Annotated in this window: 13 protein-coding genes; 8 read left to right on the forward strand and 5 right to left on the reverse strand. The window is 75.1% G+C overall.

The features are described 5' to 3' along the window. Window positions 1-81 precede the first annotated feature (81 nt). Window positions 82-1,647, reverse strand: a complete 1,566-nt coding sequence (locus ACFYXU_RS07205) for a phosphatidylinositol-specific phospholipase C domain-containing protein (protein WP_389408353.1) — start codon at window positions 1,645-1,647, stop codon at window positions 82-84. A gap of 85 nt (window positions 1,648-1,732) precedes the next feature. Continuing rightward, a complete protein-coding gene (locus ACFYXU_RS07210; protein ID WP_376508798.1) occupies window positions 1,733-2,647 on the reverse strand; it encodes an AraC family transcriptional regulator in 915 nt (304 codons plus the stop codon). A gap of 90 nt (window positions 2,648-2,737) precedes the next feature. On the opposite strand from ACFYXU_RS07210, the gene ACFYXU_RS07215 reads away from it, so the two are divergent. Beyond that, window positions 2,738-3,745, forward strand: a complete 1,008-nt coding sequence (locus tag ACFYXU_RS07215; protein WP_376508797.1) for a zinc-dependent alcohol dehydrogenase family protein — start codon at window positions 2,738-2,740, stop codon at window positions 3,743-3,745. A 100-nt stretch (window positions 3,746-3,845) separates the two neighbouring features. On the opposite strand, the gene ACFYXU_RS07220 is transcribed toward ACFYXU_RS07215, so the two are convergent. Then, window positions 3,846-5,339: an aldehyde dehydrogenase (NADP(+)) gene (locus tag ACFYXU_RS07220; RefSeq protein WP_389408352.1), complete on the reverse strand. Its 1,494-nt coding sequence runs from the start codon at window positions 5,337-5,339 to the stop codon at window positions 3,846-3,848. A 150-nt stretch (window positions 5,340-5,489) separates the two neighbouring features. On the opposite strand from ACFYXU_RS07220, the gene ACFYXU_RS07225 reads away from it, so the two are divergent. Beyond that, entirely contained in the window at window positions 5,490-6,260 is a 771-nt protein-coding gene (locus ACFYXU_RS07225; protein WP_376508793.1) for an IclR family transcriptional regulator, read from the forward strand. A gap of 9 nt (window positions 6,261-6,269) precedes the next feature. Here the strand turns inward: ACFYXU_RS07225 and ACFYXU_RS07230 are convergent, their stop codons facing one another. Continuing rightward, window positions 6,270-6,767 (reverse strand): cupin domain-containing protein, encoded by a 498-nt coding sequence (locus ACFYXU_RS07230; RefSeq protein ID WP_376508791.1) that lies wholly within the window; start codon window positions 6,765-6,767, stop codon window positions 6,270-6,272. Between the two features lie 163 nt (window positions 6,768-6,930). Here ACFYXU_RS07230 and ACFYXU_RS07235 point away from each other — a divergent pair, with 163 nt between their 5' ends. Genes ACFYXU_RS07235 through ACFYXU_RS07245 form a run of 3 tightly spaced genes read left to right on the forward strand, consistent with a single transcriptional unit; the run spans window position 6,931 to window position 9,814 of the window. Then, complete coding sequence (locus ACFYXU_RS07235) at window positions 6,931-7,929, forward strand: hypothetical protein (RefSeq protein ID WP_389408351.1); 999 nt, start codon at window positions 6,931-6,933, stop codon at window positions 7,927-7,929. After that, window positions 7,926-9,158 (forward strand): sensor histidine kinase, encoded by a 1,233-nt coding sequence (locus tag ACFYXU_RS07240; RefSeq protein ID WP_389408350.1) that lies wholly within the window; start codon window positions 7,926-7,928, stop codon window positions 9,156-9,158. Before ACFYXU_RS07235 ends, ACFYXU_RS07240 begins: the two co-directional genes overlap by 4 nt. After that, window positions 9,155-9,814: a response regulator gene (locus ACFYXU_RS07245; RefSeq protein WP_389408349.1), complete on the forward strand. Its 660-nt coding sequence runs from the start codon at window positions 9,155-9,157 to the stop codon at window positions 9,812-9,814. Before ACFYXU_RS07240 ends, ACFYXU_RS07245 begins: the two co-directional genes overlap by 4 nt. A gap of 156 nt (window positions 9,815-9,970) precedes the next feature. Here ACFYXU_RS07245 and ACFYXU_RS07250 read toward each other — a convergent pair whose 3' ends face one another. Beyond that, entirely contained in the window at window positions 9,971-11,053 is a 1,083-nt protein-coding gene (locus ACFYXU_RS07250; RefSeq protein ID WP_376508787.1) for a hypothetical protein, read from the reverse strand. 145 nt (window positions 11,054-11,198) lie between these two features. Here ACFYXU_RS07250 and ACFYXU_RS07255 point away from each other — a divergent pair, with 145 nt between their 5' ends. The 3 genes from ACFYXU_RS07255 to ACFYXU_RS07265 all read left to right on the forward strand — a co-directional run bounded on the left by ACFYXU_RS07255 (window position 11,199) and on the right by ACFYXU_RS07265 (window position 14,447). After that, the gene (locus tag ACFYXU_RS07255; protein WP_389408348.1) at window positions 11,199-12,647 is read left to right on the forward strand and encodes a peptidoglycan D,D-transpeptidase FtsI family protein; all 1,449 of its coding nucleotides are present in this window, start codon (window positions 11,199-11,201) and stop codon (window positions 12,645-12,647) included. A 157-nt stretch (window positions 12,648-12,804) separates the two neighbouring features. Further along, window positions 12,805-13,200, forward strand: coding sequence for a hypothetical protein (locus tag ACFYXU_RS07260; protein ID WP_376508869.1), 396 nt, complete (start codon window positions 12,805-12,807; stop codon window positions 13,198-13,200). Between the two features lie 80 nt (window positions 13,201-13,280). Then, the gene (locus tag ACFYXU_RS07265; RefSeq protein WP_389408347.1) at window positions 13,281-14,447 is read left to right on the forward strand and encodes an MFS transporter; all 1,167 of its coding nucleotides are present in this window, start codon (window positions 13,281-13,283) and stop codon (window positions 14,445-14,447) included. Window positions 14,448-15,079 lie beyond the last annotated feature (632 nt).

Below are 15,079 nucleotides of genomic sequence, written 5' to 3' on the forward strand. Positions count from 1 at the left end.
GCCAGGCCGCCCTTCGGGGGAAAAGGACGGCCTGGGGCGTGGGCGGGGCGGGCGCGTGGTGCGCCGGGCCCCGGGCGGGCGTCACTTGGAGCAGGTCTCCTGGGTCACCTTGCCGCCCGCGGTGGCGGCGGTGGCCGGGTCCATCGAGAGGCACAGGCCCGTCCAGTTGTTGATGAACTGGTAGGCGGGCCGGGATCCCGTCGCGGTGGCGAGCTTGGTCGGGATGACGTTCCACAGCTGGTTGCCGGAGAACCAGCGGGTCTCGCAGTCCCACCAGAAGAGCTGGGTGCCGGAGCCCGGCGGGGTGCCGTCGTTGTAGGGCACGGTCAGGCACTTGCCGTTGTTCGCCTTGATCCAGTAGTAGCCCTTGCCGTCGTACGTCGAGGGCTTCTCGGCTCCCCACTGGTGGCTGCTGGGCGGGGTCGACTGGCACTCGCGCTGGGTGACCAGGCCGCCGGTCCTGGAGCTGTCGAACTCGGGGCCCCGCACCATGCAGCGGCCGTACAGGCTGTTGACGTAGGTCTTGTCGGCGTTGACCAGCCAGACCGTGCGGTTGCCGCCCACGACGGCGTTGTCGGCGTTGTGGTCGATGATCGCGTTGACCAGGCCCCAGCCGGGGAAGTCCGTCATGACGATGCCGACGCGGCCGGTGGTGCCGTTGAGGTGCTTCATCAGCTGGAGGTTGACACCGGGCTCCTCGTGGACGATGTCACCGTTCTCGTTGCCCAGCTTCCAGCCGCCGGCGTAGTCGGCGGGCAGGAGGCCGAAGGGGGCCTTGGACGCGGACGTGTACGTCACATACATGTCACCGGGGCGGCCGGAGCGCGCCCGGTCGACGTTGCCCTTGACGTAGCCCCACTTCTCCGCGACGGTCTCCGCCGCCCAGTGGTCCTCCGTACGGTCGTTGAAGCCCTTGATCCCGTAGCCGTCGCTCTCGACGCTGTCGAAGCTGCCCAGGACCAGCTTCCCGCGGACCTGGCCGAGCGTCGGGACGTCCGCCCGGCCGGAGCCCGAGGCCGACGGCGCGTAGAAGAGGCCGGGGTACTTCGCCACGTAGCCGGCGAAGATCGACCGGACCGTCGCCGGGGTCACCGACTTCGGGTCGTGCGCGCAGTCGAAGGTGCCCGCGCCCGAGTAGGGGCACTCGGACTTCAGCCGCATCACGATCGTCTCGGTGGGATGCGCGCGGAGGAAGGACTGCGCCTTGGTCAGGACGTCGTCGAAGTTGGCCTGCTGGTAGTACACGGCGTGGTGGATCGTGAAGGCCGCGCCCCCGGAGACCCGGGCCCGGATGTCGATGGCCCGGATGCCCCTCTCCAGCTGCGCCGTCAGGGTCGCCGCGCCGTCGCCCCAGTCCTCCTGCGTCTGCGCGCTGGTGCCGCCGTGGAGGGAGAGCGTGTCGTGGGTGCCGGGGATGGAGAGGTTCGACAGCGGGGTGTCGCTCGCGACGCCCCACATCCACTCGGCCCGGTCCGGCTGCCCGATGTTCCGGTAGGCGTCCTGGTTCGTGGACCCCGCCGCGTCGGCGGTGACGGGCGTCAGCAGCGCGGCTCCCAGGGCGAGACAGGCGGCCGTCATCAGGCCGGTCAGCCTGCGGGCGCGCCGGGACGGTCCGGTGCCCGTGGCACGGGGGGTGGGGCGGGACATGAGACTCCAGTCCGGGTCGGGGTGGCGGTGCGGGCCCCAAGTCTGGCCGCCACCCCTGGCGTTCCACTGACGTTCCGCTAACGCCCTACGCGCTCCTGCGGTAGTGACCGGGCGCGACCCCGTACTCCCGCTTGAAGGCCTTGGCGAAGGCGAACTCCGAGGAGTAGCCGGAGCGTTCCGCGACCGCGCGGAGCGGGAGGTCCTCGGCACGGAGCAGCCGGCCGGCCGTGGTCATGCGCCACCACGTGAGGTACGCGAGCGGCGGGCGGCCCACGAGGGCGGTGAAGCGGCGGGCGAAGGCGGCGCGGGAGAGGCCGCCGAGCGCGCCGAGCTCCTCGACCGTCCAGGGCCTGGCCGGGTCGCCGTGCAGGGCGCGCAGGGCGCCCGCGACGGCCGGGTCGTTCAGGGCGGCCGACCAGCCGGTGGAGCGGTCGCCGCACTCGGTGAGCCACCAGGTGCGCAGCAGGTACAGCAGCAGGGTGTCGAGGAGGGCGGGGACGATGGCGTCGGATCCGGGCTGGGGCTCGGCGAGTTCGGCGCCCAGCAGGTCGACGGCGGCGCGCAGCCGGGGGTGGGATCCGACCCGCGCGGGGAAGTGGACGTACGGCGGCAGGCCGCTGAGCAGGGGGTGCGCGCGGGCCCGGCTGAGCTGGTACGCCCCGCACAGGAGCAGGGTCTCCTCGGCGTCGACCGGGCCCCGGTCGGAGCGGGTGGGCCAGGAGCCGTCGGCGGCGGGCAGGGCGTCGACGAGTGGGGTGCCGGGCCGGTCGGCGAGGCCGTGGCCGGTGCCGTGGGCGAGGAGGACGACGTCGCCGGGACCGAGCCGGACGGGGGCGTCGTCGTCCGGGGGCAGCAGCCAGGCGGTGCCCTGGAGGACGACGTGGAATCCGGCGCCCTTGCTCGGCGGGAAGCGGAAGCCCCAGGGGGCGAAGCGGACGGTGCGGGAGGAGTGGGGGCGCCCGGTGCGCATGGAGGCGATGGCATCGCTCAGTACGTCCATGGCCCGAACGGTAGCGTGCGAGACGATCGGACATGAGGGGAAGCCGGGGAGACATGGATCGTCCGTCCGGCCGGTCCTAACGTCGGGGGCATGACGACAACAGGCATGACGACGAAGGCGGTTCTCTTCCACGAGCTCGGCGGCCCCGAGGTGCTGCGGGTCGAGGAGGTGCCGCTGCCGGCGCCCGGTCCCGGGGAGGTGCTGGTCCGGGTCGAGGCGATCGGGCTCAACCGCGCCGAGGCGCTGTTCCGCGCGGGCGCCTACTACTACCCGGCGACGCTGCCGGGTTCACGGCTCGGCTACGAGGCGGCGGGCGTGGTCGAGGCGGTCGGCGCCGGGGTCACCGCGTACGCCCCGGGCGACCCGGTGATGGCGGCGGCCAACTTCGACTTCGGGATCCACGGCGTGTACGCGGAGCGCGTGGTGCTCCCCGAGGCGTACGTGGTGGCCCGGCCGGAGGGCGTGGACGCGGTGACCGGGGCGGCGGTCTGGCTGAGCTACTTCACCGCCTACGGCGGGATGGTGCTGACCGGCGGCCTCGGCGCGGGCGACCACGTGGTGATCACGGGGGCGTCCAGCTCGGTGGGCACCGCCGCGATCCAGACCGCGCTGCGGGTGGGCGCGGTCCCGATCGCCACCACCCGGGGCGAGGCGAAGCGGAAGGGGCTCCTCGACGTGGGGGCCGCGCACGTGATCGTCACGGACACCGAGGACCTGGTCGCCGAGGTGCGGCGGATCACCGGTGGGACGGGCGCGGACCTGGCCTTCGACGCGATCGGCGGGCCCGGCTTCGCCACCCTCGGGGACGCGCTGCGGCCCGGCGGCACCGCCGTCCTGTACGGCTGGCTGGACCCCCGGCCGACGGAGCTCTCGAAGAACTGGCCGCTGACCACGCACGGGTACGCGAACGGGGCGCTGGCCAGGACCGAGGAGGGACGCCGGCGCGCGGCCGGGTTCATCGGCTCGGGGCTGCGGGACGGCACCCTGGCGCCGGTGATCGCCGAGACCTTCGACGGCCTGGAGCGGATGGCCGACGCCCACCGGCTGATGGAGTCGAACACGCACCTCGGGAAGATCGTGGTGCGGGTCGAGCACTGACCTCCGGGACGGTGGCGGGGAGCGGGCGGGGGCTCGGCGCGGTGTGTCCGCGCTCGGGCCCGGGGCCGGCCTGCGGCCCGGGGCGCGGGCGCCCGGGGCCTCAGCGCCTCGGCAGCCCCAGGGGGTTGCCGTCGCGGAGTTCCGGCGGCAGGAGGTGGCCGGGGGTCGACTGGTACGTGACCGGGCGCAGCCACCGCTCGACGGCGGTCGCGCCGACCGAGGTCGAGGGGGAGGTGGTGGCCGGGTAGGGGCCCCCGTGGTGCTGGGCGGGGGCGACGGCGACGCCGGTGGGCCAGCCGTTGACGAGGACGCGGCCGGCCAGCGGGGTGAGGGCGGCGAGCAGGGGGGCCGCCGCCGCGTCCTCCTCGGCGAGGTGCAGGGTCGCGGTGAGGTTGCCGGGCAGCAGGCCGAGGACGGCGGTCAGCTCCTCGCGGGTGGAGTAGCGGGCGACGACCGTGACCGGTCCGAAGCACTCCTCCAGGAGGAGGCGGTGGCCGTCGCCGTGGAGCGCGGCCGCCTCGACGGCGAGGACCCCGGCGCTGACGGTGTGGGCGCCGCCCGCGCCGGGGGTGAGCGGGGTCTCGACCCCGGCGAGCGCGGCGCGCTCGGCGACCCCTGCGACGAAGGCGTCCCGCATCCGGCGGTCGAGCATGACGGCCGGTTCGGTCTCGCTGACGGCGGCCGTGAGGGCGGCGAGGAAGCGGTCGCCGTCCGCGCCGCGGGGGGCGAGGACGAAGCCGGGCTTGGTGCAGAACTGTCCGGCGCCCAGGGTCAGCGAGCCGGCCAGCCCGGCCCCGATCTCCTCGGCCCGCTCCGCGGCGGCGGCCTCGGTGACCACGACCGGGTTGAGGGAGCCGAGTTCGCCGTGGAAGGGGATGGGGACGGGCCGGGCGACGGCCGCGTCGAAGAGCGCCCGGCCGCCGCGGAGCGAGCCGGTGAAGCCCGCCGCCGCGACGAGCGGATGGCGGACCAGCTCGACGCCCGCGTCGAAGCCGTGGACGAGGACGACGACGTCTTCGGGGAGTCCGGCCTCGGCGGCGGCGCGGCGCAGCAGGGAGGCGCAGAGCTCGGAGGTGGCCGGGTGGCCCGGGTGGGCCTTGACGACCACGGGGCAGCCGGCCGCGAGGGCGCTCGCGGTGTCGCCGCCGGGGACGGAGAAGGCGAGCGGGAAGTTGCTCGCGGCGTAGACGGCGACGACGCCGAGCGGGATCTTCCAGCGGCGCAGGTCGGGCCGGGGCGGGACGGCCTCGGGGTCGGGCAGGTCGATACGGACGTCGAGGAAGGAGCCGTCCTCGACCACCCCGGCGAAGGCCCGCAACTGGGCGCTGGTGCGCGCGAGTTCCCCGGTGAGGCGGACGGGGCCGAGGGCGGTCTCGGCGTCGGCCGCCTCGACGACGTGCTCCCCGGAGGCGTCGAGGAGGTCGGCGGCGGCGCGGAGGAAGGCGGCCCGTGCGGCGCGGTCGGCGAGGGCCTCGCGGGCGGCGTGCGCCGCCCGGACGGCGCGGTCGACCTCCTCGGCTGTGGCCTCCACCGCAACCTGCTCGCGCGGCTTCCCCGTCCGGGGGTCCACACTCCACACTGGTTCTGCCGCCACCGCCACGCCCCTGTTCGCTATTCTGAACGCAGTTCCCGTAGATGAACGCATCTGGCACGGGACTCTATTGACGGCCCGGCCGTCTCCACAAGGGCTCCCTCCGGCCGGGGCGGCCGGTGGGGGCCGGACAACGGAAAAGGGGCGAGGGCCATGGCGACTGCCGACGCGGGTGGGGCACAGGTGAAGTCCGCGGTGCGGACCGTGGAGCTGCTCGAGTACTTCGCGGGGCGCCCCGGAATGCACTCGCTCGCCGCCGTCCAGGAGGCCGTCGGCTACCCCAAGTCCAGCCTGTACATGTTGCTGCGGACCCTGGTCGAGCTGGGCTGGGTGGAGACGGACGCGACGGGCACGCGGTACGGGATCGGGGTGCGAGCGCTGCTCGTGGGCACCTCGTACATCGACGGCGACGAGGTGGTGGCCGCCTCACGGCCCACCCTCGACCGGCTCTCCGACGACACGACCGAGACCATCCACCTGGCACGGCTCGACGGCACGAACGTGGTCTACCTGGCGACCCGTCAGTCCCAGCACTACCTGCGGCCGTTCACCCGGGTCGGGCGCCGGCTGCCCGCGCACTCGACGTCGCTGGGCAAGGCGCTGCTCGCCACCCACAGCGACGAGCAGGTCCGCAAGCTGCTGCCGGAGACGCTCCCGGCGCTGACCGAGCACACGACCACCGACCGCGAGCGGCTCATCGAGGAGCTGCGCGTCATCCGCGAGCAGGGCTACGCGGTGGACCGCGAGGAGAACACCCTGGGGCTGCGCTGCTTCGGCGCCGCGATCCCCTACCGGACCCCGGCGCGGGACGCGATCAGCTGCTCGGTGCCGGTGGCGCGGCTCACCCCGGCCCACGAACAGATGATCAAGGACGCGCTGCTCGACGCGCGGGACCGGCTGACGCTGGCGACCCGCCGCCTCTGACCCCCGGGGTCACGCCCGGTCGGCGAGGGCCCGCTGCCAGACGGGGCTGTCGACGTAGTGGTTGTCGTACTGCTCCGAGGAGGCCTTGATCTCCTCGAAGCTCGCCTCGCCCCGCATGACGCGGCCGAGGAGGCGCAGGTAGTCGAAGCGGGCCATCCCGGGCGTGAAGACGAAGAGGACGTCGGCCTCGGCGCCGGGCGCCGCCGCGAAGGCGTGCGGGGTGTGCGGCGGGACGAGGAGGAAGTCGCCCTGCTCCAGGACGGTCAGCTCCTCGCCGACCAGGACCTGGAGCGAGCCGCCGAGCACGAAGAACATCTCCGAGGCCTTGGTGTGGAAGTGCGCCGGGGCGCCGACCGCGCCCTTCGCGAACGAGGAGCGGTAGCTGGTGAGCTGCCCGCCGGTGGTGTCGGAGTCGGCGAGGAGGGTCATCACGCTGCTCGGGTCGGCCGTGGTCTCGGCGGTGGCGGCGCGGGTGAGGAGCGGGGCGAAGGTCTCGATCTCGTTCATGATCACTACTTTAGGGGCCCATTGACCCGCCGGGCAGGGCCAATCGATCACCGAAAAGTGGGGTCAATTCGGCGGCGGGAGGAGGGGCGCTCCCCCGTGCGGCGGAGGCGGTTCAGCACCCGGAAGGAGGTGGCGGCCGGGCTCCGCGCGGGAGCGTGGAGCCATGACACCGACCGCGTCCTCCCTCGCCCCGGCACCCGCCGCCGGCCGTCACCGGCCGGGGGCCGCCCGGCGGGCGCTGCGCGCCCTCGCGATCCTCGCGTGCCTCCCGTACATCTCGCTCAAGGTCGTCTGGGTGGCGGGCGGCAGGCTCGGCATCCCGGACGGCAGCGGGCTCCTGGAGCATCCGCGGCTGATGGTGACCGCCAACGCGGTCTCGGTCGTCGCCGACGTCCTCGTGATCGTCCTGGCCCTGCTGCTCACCCAGGCCTGGGGCCGGCGGTTCCCCGCCTGGCCGCTCGCCCTCCCCCTGTGGGCGGCGACCGGACTGCTCGCCCCGATCATGGCCGGGTACCCCGCGCAGCTCGCGGTCGCCCTCCTGACCGGCGACGAGGAGGCCGCCGCACCCGCCGAACCCTTCCTCGACCCGTGGGTCTTCGGGGTCGTCTACGGCGGGTTCATCCTCCAGGGCCTCGCCCTCGGCACCCTCTTCGCCCTGTACGCCCGCGACCGCTGGGGCCACCTCTGGCAGGGGCACCTCGGCGAGCTGCCGGCCCGCGCCTCCGGGCCCGGGGCGCGGGCCCTCGCCGTGGCCGGCGCGGTCGCCGCCCTGGTGCCCGCCGCGCTGCACCTGCTGTGGGCCACCGGCGCGACCACGGGTCTGTCCCCGAGGATGATCGCCGCGCGCGACTCCGACGACCACGTCCTGGAGGCCGACCGCTTCCTGTTCCTCGTCGTCGCCGTCGCCCTGACCCTCTTCCTGGTGCTGCGCCGGCCCGCCCGGCTCCGGGTCCGCACCACGCTCGCCCTGGCCTGGACGGCCTCGGGCGCCGTGGGCTGCTGGGGCGCCTACCTGTCCCTCGTCTCGCTGCTGCCGGACCCGGATCCCGCGAAGCGCGTCCCCGGGCTCGTACAGCTGTCCTACGCTGGCGACATGATCACCGGGTTGCTCCTCGCCGCGTGCCTGGCGGTCTTCCTGCGGCGCCGGAGCGCCGGGGCGTGAGACCGGCGCGGGCCCTCTTCGGGCAGCGGGCCAGGCTGCGCTGGCTCCATCTGATCCTGGGCGGCGCGCTGTTCATGCCCTTCTGGATGGTCGGCACCGTGGCCGCGGGGCCGCTCCTCGGCGGCCGCGGTCTCTTCACCGGCGACCTCGGGGTGCAGTTCCTGGCGTACGCCCTGGGGCTGCCGATCGCCGCCGTCGTCGCGCTCTTCCCGCTGGCCCGGCCGATGTCGGTGGCGGCGGCGCGGACGCTGTGCGGGGTGGACGCCGAGCGGTTCGCGGACGGCCCGGCCCGCGGCGGGGCGGCCAGGGCCCGGACCGCCGCCTGGTTCACCCTGCACCTGGGCGCCGGGGCGCTGATCAGCGGGGCGACCCTGGCCCTGCCGCCCTTCGCGGTCGTGGTCATGGCTCTGCCCCTCTCGCCGGGCCTCCGGGAGTCCGAGCTCGGCCGCCACTGGGGCCTCGACCGGTTCTGGGTCTGGGCGACGCCGCTCGCGGGCCTCCTGATGCTGCTCGCGCTCGCGGCCGTCGCCGCCGCGACCGGCGCCCTGCTCGCGCGGCAGGCGCCCCGGCTGCTCGGGCCGAGTCCGGCGGACCGGCTGGCGGCGGCGGAGCGGCGCGCCGCCGAGGCGGAGTCCCGCAACCGGCTCGCCCGCGAGCTGCACGACTCGGTGGGCCACGCCCTCAGCGCGGTCACCCTCCAGGCGGGCGCGGCCCGCCGGGTCCTCGACGGGGACGCGGCCGATCCCGGGTTCGTGCGGGAGGCGCTGGCCGCGATCGAGGAGACCGCCCGGCGCACCGTCGGCGACCTGGACCGGGTCCTCGGCCTGCTGCGGGACGAGGAGACGACGGAGCAGGGCCCGGGGCCGGGGCTCGACGCCCTGGAGGCCCTGGTGCGGGGCGCGGGGCCGCGGGTGGCGCTGACCGTGCGGGGCGCCCTGGGCTCCGTACCGGAGGCGGTGTCCCGGGAGGCGTACCGGATCGTCCAGGAAGGGCTGACGAACGCGGCCCGGCACGCGGGCGGCGCGCCCGTCACCGTACGGCTCGACGCCCGTACCGAGCGGTTGGAGATCACCATGGAGAACCCCCTGCCCGGCCGTCCCCCGGTCACCCGGCCCGGCGGCGGGCGCGGCCTGCGCGGGATCGGCGAGCGGGCCCGGCTCCTCGGCGGCACCGCCGGGGCGGGCCCGGCGGACGGCGTCTGGCGCCTCTCGGTCAGGATCCCCCGGTGAGCGGCCCGGTCAGGATCGTCCTCGCCGACGACGAGCGGATGGTGCGGACGGCGCTGCGGGTCATCCTGGACGCCGAGGACGGCCTGGAGGTCGTCGGGGAGGCGTCCACCGGCGCCGAGGCGGTGGCGGTGGTGCGGGCGGAGCGGCCGGACGTCGTCCTCATGGACGTGCGGATGCCGGAGATCGACGGGATCCGGGCGACCGAGCAGATCCTCGCCGGGATGGCGGAGCCGCCGCGGATCGTGGTGGTGACGACCTTCGAGAACGACTCCTACGTGTACGACGCGCTGCGGGTCGGCGCGGCCGGCTTCCTGCTGAAGCGGGCGGCGGCGGAGGAACTGGTGAGCGCGGTGCGGCTGGTCGCGCGGAGCGACTCGCTGCTCTATCCGGCGGCGGTACGGGGCCTGGCCGCCGAGCACGCCCGCCGCCGGCCGCGGGCGGCGCCGCCCTGGGCGGGGCGGCTCACCGAGCGGGAGGCGGAGGTGCTGCGCCGGGTGGCGACGGGGCTCACGAACGCCGAGATCGCCGACCGGATGGGCGTCGGCCCCGCCACGGTGAAGACGCACGTGGCGGCGGTCCTGGCGAAACTGGGCGCCCGCGACCGCACGCAGGCGGTGATCCTGGCGTACGAGTCGGGCTTCGTCGGACCGCTCTGAGGCCCCGGCCACCCCCCGAGGGGCGCGCGGGGCCGGGACCGTACGGGCCCGGCGGCCCCGGGTCAGGAGCGCGTCGCGGGCCGGGACCGCACGGGCCCCGCGGGCCGGGTCAGGAGCGCGTCGCGGGCCGGGACCGTACGGGCCCCGCGGGCCGGGTCAGGAGCGCGTCGCGGTCGCGCAGTCGCCGTGGCCCTCGGTGATCGGGGCCGTGCGGTCGTACGGGTCGAGCGTCCCGGCGCTCGGGTCGGTCTCGGGGCCTCCGCCGCCGAACTGGGGCCGGAAGGACCCCGTGGTGACGCCGCAGCCGCCGTTCGTCATGTCGGTCCGGTACGACAGCAGGCTGAACGTCCCCTTCCGGGTGACGACCTTCGCCGGATCGTCCCAGTTCACCACGGTCTCCCGGCGCACGATGACCCGCACGACCTCGTCGCCGCCGCCGGCCGGCGCGACCGGGTAGACGTACGTGACGTCGGCGGTCACCTCCAGGGCTCCGAGCCGCCCCTCCCGGTAGGAGAGACGGCCCCGGGTCTTCACCACGTCCCCGGCCGGGCGCGCCTGCGCCGGGTCGAAGCGGCTGAAGAGGAGCAGCGGGTCGTGGTCCGCGTCCGGGCTGCGCAGCGCGGACGTCACGAAGTCCGTGACGTCCTTCTGGTGCGGGTTCATCAGGGCGATGGCCCGCTCCGGGCGGGCGCCGCGCCGCACCGCCGGGTCCAGGTTGGACAGGACGAGGAAGTCGCGGGTCCGCGCGAGGGCCCGCTCCACCCCGGCCCGGTCCATCCAGCCGGTCGCCTTCGCGGGGGGCACGGTGATGCCGGCCGCGCCGTCCGCCCAGCGCGCCGCCGGGGAGCCCAGGAAGGGCTCGTCGAGGGTGGCCCGCCCGCCGGGCTCCGCGGGCGGCGCCTGCTCCGGCCGCGCCGACTCCGCCGCGAGGGGCGTGGGGTCCGCGTCGCCGCCGGACCAGCCGACGAAGCCTCCCGGGTCCACGGCCACGACCAGCAGCGCCAGCGCGGCCACGAACCCCGCCACGTACCAGCCCTTCCGCCGCCGGGGCCGCGGCGGCGCGGGCGCGCGCCAGGGCGTCGGCTCCCCGGGCCGGTCCCGCAGCCGGCCCGCGACCTCGCGGGCCCGTGCGGACGGCTCCTTCGGCGCGTCTCCGGCGCCCTCGGCAGAGGTCCGCAGGAACTCCGCCCACACCTCGTCCGGTACGGACGAGCCGTCCTTCTCCCCGCTCGCGGTCACGCCGATCCCCCACCCCGTACGTCTCCGGCCCCTCCCCGGGGCCCTTGCCCCTCGATGATCACACGGCGGCCGGAGATGAAGGTTCGCTGAGAAACCGGACACATCCGGAACGTACGGCACCGGATCGTTCGTCCCCAGGAGTGCGATGAACAAGACGATCAGGCACGCGTCGGTCTTCGTCCTGGCCCTGGTGCTCGCCCTTCTCGGGCGGGCCACCTGGGTGCAGGGCTACGAGGGCAAGGCGCTCGCGGACGACTCGAAGAACCGGCGGAAGACGATCGCGCAGTACGCGCAGCCGCTCGGGAACATCGTCGTGGCCGGCTCGCCGGTCACCGGCTCGAAGAGGACGGAGGGAACGGACCTGGCGTACAAACGCACCTACACGGACGGCGAGCTGTACGCGGCGGTCACCGGCTACAGCTCGCAGGCCTACGGCGCCACGCAGCTGGAGGGCATCTACTCCGATGTCCTCGACGGCACGGACGACCGGCTGAAGAACCCCGTGGACGCCGTCACCCGCAAGCAGCAGGAGCCGGGCACGGTGGTCACCACGATCGACCCGGACGTGCAGAAGGCCGCCTACGAGGCGCTCGGGAGCAAGAAGGGCGCGGCGGTCGCCGTCGACCCGGCCAGCGGCCGGATCCTCGCCATGGTCTCCACCCCGTCCTACGACCCGTCGAAGATCTCCGGGACGAACGACGGGGACGCCTGGAAGAAGCTGACCGCCGACGAGGACAAGCCGCTGGTGAACCGCGCGCTGCGGCAGCCGCTGCCGCCCGGCTCCACCTTCAAGCTGGTCGTCGCGGCCGCCGCCCTGGAGGACGGCCTGTACGGCTCGGTGGACACGGCGACGAAGAGCCCCGACCCGTACACGCTGCCGGGCACCCGGACGGTGCTGAGGAACGAGAACGCCTCGGCGCCCTGCGAGAACGCCACGATCCGCACCGCGCTCCGGTACTCCTGCAACAACGTCTTCGCCAAGATGGCCGCCGACCTGGGGCAGGACAAGGTGAAGGCGATGGCGGAGAAGTTCGGCTTCAACGACGCCGAACTGGACGTCCCGGTCCGCGCCTACGCGAGCGTGTACCCCTCCGGTATGGACAAGGCTCAGACGGCGCTCACCGGCATCGGCCAGTTCGACGTGACCGCCACCCCGCTCCAGATGGCGATGGTCTCGGCCGCGATCGCGAACGACGGCCTGCTCGCCGCCCCGCACATGGTCCAGCAGGTCGTCGACTCCGACGGGGACGCGCTGAACTCGTACAAGGACGGGGACACCGAGCGGGTCGTCTCCTCCTCGACGGCCGAGCAGCTGCGGAGCGCGATGGTGACGGTGGTGGAGCAGGGCACCGGCAGCAACGCGGCCGTGGACGGCGCCGAGGTCGGCGGCAAGACCGGCACCGCGCAGCACGGCGAGAACAACAGCAAGACGCCGTACGCCTGGTTCACCTCGTACGCCAAGGACCCCTCGACCGGGAAGCGGGTCGCCGTCGCGGTGATGATCGAGGACTCGGGCGCGGCCCGCTCCGAGGTCAGCGGCAACGGCCTGGCGGCCCCGGTGGCGCAGAAGATGATGGAGGCGGCGCTGAAGTGACAGGGGCCGGGGCCCGATTGGCCGCCGGGTCCCGTCGCACGATATGCAGGGGCACACCCCGTGATTCGTATGTGTACTCGAATCACGGGGTGTGCCCCTGCTCTTCGTCCCTCGGAGGACCGTCGTGCGCCTGCCCCGTTCCCTGTCCGGCTGGACCATGGCGGTCTTCGGCGTGCTCGCCGCCGCCCTGGGCGTGGTGGGTCTGGTCGCCCCGGACGTCCTGCTCACCGTGATGGGCTTCGAGCCGGTGCCCGAGGGCGGGCGCGCGGACGGGGACCACACCCTGGTCTTCCTGACGGCCTCCTCGATGGCCGCGCTGAACATGGGCGTCTACTACGTCCTGGCCGCCCTGGCCGACTGGAAGGCCTTCTTCCGCTGGACGGTCCCCTTCCGGCTGCTGACCTGCGCCGTCTTCACCCTGGCGGTCGTCACGGGGCGCGCCCCGGCCGGCTTCATCGGCGTGGGGCTCTGGGAGGGCCTCGGCGCGGTGGTGACGGGGCTGGCGCTGCGGTACGAGAAGCGGGCGGTGCCGGGGACGCGGGCCCCGGCGTGATCCGATCGCGCGTCGCCGACCAGGGGATCTAGGGCAACCGACCGATCCGGCCGGGCCACCTCAGACCGCAGTCTTCGGCCATGCGTTGGTATCTGACAGGTGTCGTGGTGTCCGGATTCGGCACGACGGCGATGTGGCTGGTGTCCGGTGTCTGGGTCAAGTCCCTCACGGGCTCCGACAGTCTCGCGGCCCTCGCCGCCTTCGCCCTCTGGGCGCCCGTGCTGCTCGGGCCGCTGCTCGGCCCGCTCGCCGACCGGGTGCGGCGCAGACCGCTGCTCGTCGTCCTGGACCTGGCGATGGCGTGCCTGCTGCCCCTGCTGCTGTGGGTGGAGTCGGCGGACCGGGTGTGGCTGCTCTTCGCGGTGCTCGTGCTGTACGGGGCGCAGGGCGCCGTCCACGACGCGGCCGAGCAGGCGCTCGTGTCCTCGGTGCTCGACGGGAGGCGGCTCGGCACGTTCAACGGACTACGGATGACGGCGAACGAGTCCACGAAGCTGATCGCCCCGCTGGTCGCGGCGGGCCTCTTCGCCGCGTACGGCGGCGGGACCGTCGCCCTCCTCGACGCGGCGAGCTTCGCGGTCGCGGCGGCCGTGTTCGCCCTGATGCCGGTCCGGGAGGCGCGCCCCGCCCGGGCCGCGTCACGGAGCTGGTGGGGCGAGACGGCGGAGGGCGTCCGCCTCCTCCGGGGCTCGCGGGTGCTGCGGCCGCTGGTGGCGACCGGGGCCTTCACGATGCTGCTCGCCGGGGTGAACGGGGCCGCGATCTACGCCGTGGTCGACCGGGGGCTCGGGCAGTCGCCCGCGTACGCCGGGGTGCTGTACGCGGTGCAGGGCGTGGGCTCGGTCCTCGCCGGGCTGGTCACCGGCCCCCTCCTGCGCAGGATGCCGGAACGCACCCTCGCCGCCGCCGGTCTGGCGCTCTTCGCGGTGGCGATGGGCGTACGGGGCGCACTGCCGTACGAGGCGACGGCCCTCGCGGCGAGCGCGGTGATCGGCCTGGGGATGCCGTGGGTCCTGGTCGCGGTGATGACGGCGGTCCAGCGGGAGGCCCCGGCGGAGGCCGTCGGGCGGGTGGCGGCGAGCGCGAACACCCTGGTCATGGCGCCGAACGCGCTGGCCATCGCGGCCGGCGCGGGCCTGCTCGCGGTGACGGACGTCCACGTCCTGCTGCCGCTGCTCGCGGCGGCGGGGCTGGTGGGGTCGTGGACGCTACTCCTGACCGCCGAGCCGGCCGGGGCGCGGGGATGACCCCACCGCTGTAGCCCCGCCCCGGGCCGCACCCGCCACCCCGTTGGCCCGCGCCCGCCACCCCGCGTGCCTGCGCCCCGCCCTCGCGTGCCTGCGGCCGCCGCCCGCGGAGCCGCGCCGCCGCCACCCCCGTGTGCCTGCGCCTCGCACCCGTGGGCTTGCGCCCCGCCCTGGCGGGCCTGCGCCCGCGCCCGTGTGCCCGCGCCCGCTTCGGGCGGTGCCCGTCGGCCACCCCCCGTGTGGGCAATCGTCCCGCTGGGCGGGACGGGTGGGCACACGGGACGGCGCCCCTTAGCGGCGCCTCCGCGTTCTGTGCCCTGGCCCGCACCACCTGTGACGGCACCGGGGTGGTGCGGGTTCGGGCGCAGGAGCCTCTGGCGCCGGCAGGGCGCGGGTCCGTTGTGCCCACCCGTTCCGCCCTTGCGGAACGCCTGCCCACAACGGGGCCGGAGAGCGGGCCGCCCACGGCGGGCGGGGCGCGGGCCCACGACGGGGGCCGACGGGGGCGCCCGCAACGGAGCGTGGAACGCCTGCCCACAACGGGCGGGGCGCGGGCCCACAACGGCGGGGCGCGAGCCCACGACGGACCCGGCGGGAGTGCCGCCCGCAACAGCAGGGCGCGGCTCACAACG

This window comes from Streptomyces sp. NPDC002232 (assembly GCF_042890295.1).
GTDB lineage: Bacteria > Actinomycetota > Actinomycetes > Streptomycetales > Streptomycetaceae > Streptomyces.

Excerpts from the sequence above, each read along its gene's own strand:
- ACFYXU_RS07205 (WP_389408353.1), bottom strand. The coding sequence starts at position 1,647 with ATGTCCCGCCCCACCCCCCGTGCCACGGGCACCGGACCGTCCCGGCGC.
- ACFYXU_RS07210 (WP_376508798.1), bottom strand. The coding sequence starts at position 2,647 with ATGGACGTACTGAGCGATGCCATCGCCTCCATGCGCACCGGGCGCCCC.
- ACFYXU_RS07215 (WP_376508797.1), top strand. The coding sequence starts at position 2,738 with ATGACGACAACAGGCATGACGACGAAGGCGGTTCTCTTCCACGAGCTC.
- ACFYXU_RS07225 (WP_376508793.1), top strand. The coding sequence starts at position 5,490 with ATGGCGACTGCCGACGCGGGTGGGGCACAGGTGAAGTCCGCGGTGCGG.
- ACFYXU_RS07230 (WP_376508791.1), bottom strand. The coding sequence starts at position 6,767 with ATGAACGAGATCGAGACCTTCGCCCCGCTCCTCACCCGCGCCGCCACC.
- ACFYXU_RS07235 (WP_389408351.1), top strand. The coding sequence starts at position 6,931 with ATGACACCGACCGCGTCCTCCCTCGCCCCGGCACCCGCCGCCGGCCGT.
- ACFYXU_RS07255 (WP_389408348.1), top strand. The coding sequence starts at position 11,199 with ATGAACAAGACGATCAGGCACGCGTCGGTCTTCGTCCTGGCCCTGGTG.
- ACFYXU_RS07260 (WP_376508869.1), top strand. The coding sequence starts at position 12,805 with ATGGCGGTCTTCGGCGTGCTCGCCGCCGCCCTGGGCGTGGTGGGTCTG.
- ACFYXU_RS07265 (WP_389408347.1), top strand. The coding sequence starts at position 13,281 with ATGCGTTGGTATCTGACAGGTGTCGTGGTGTCCGGATTCGGCACGACG.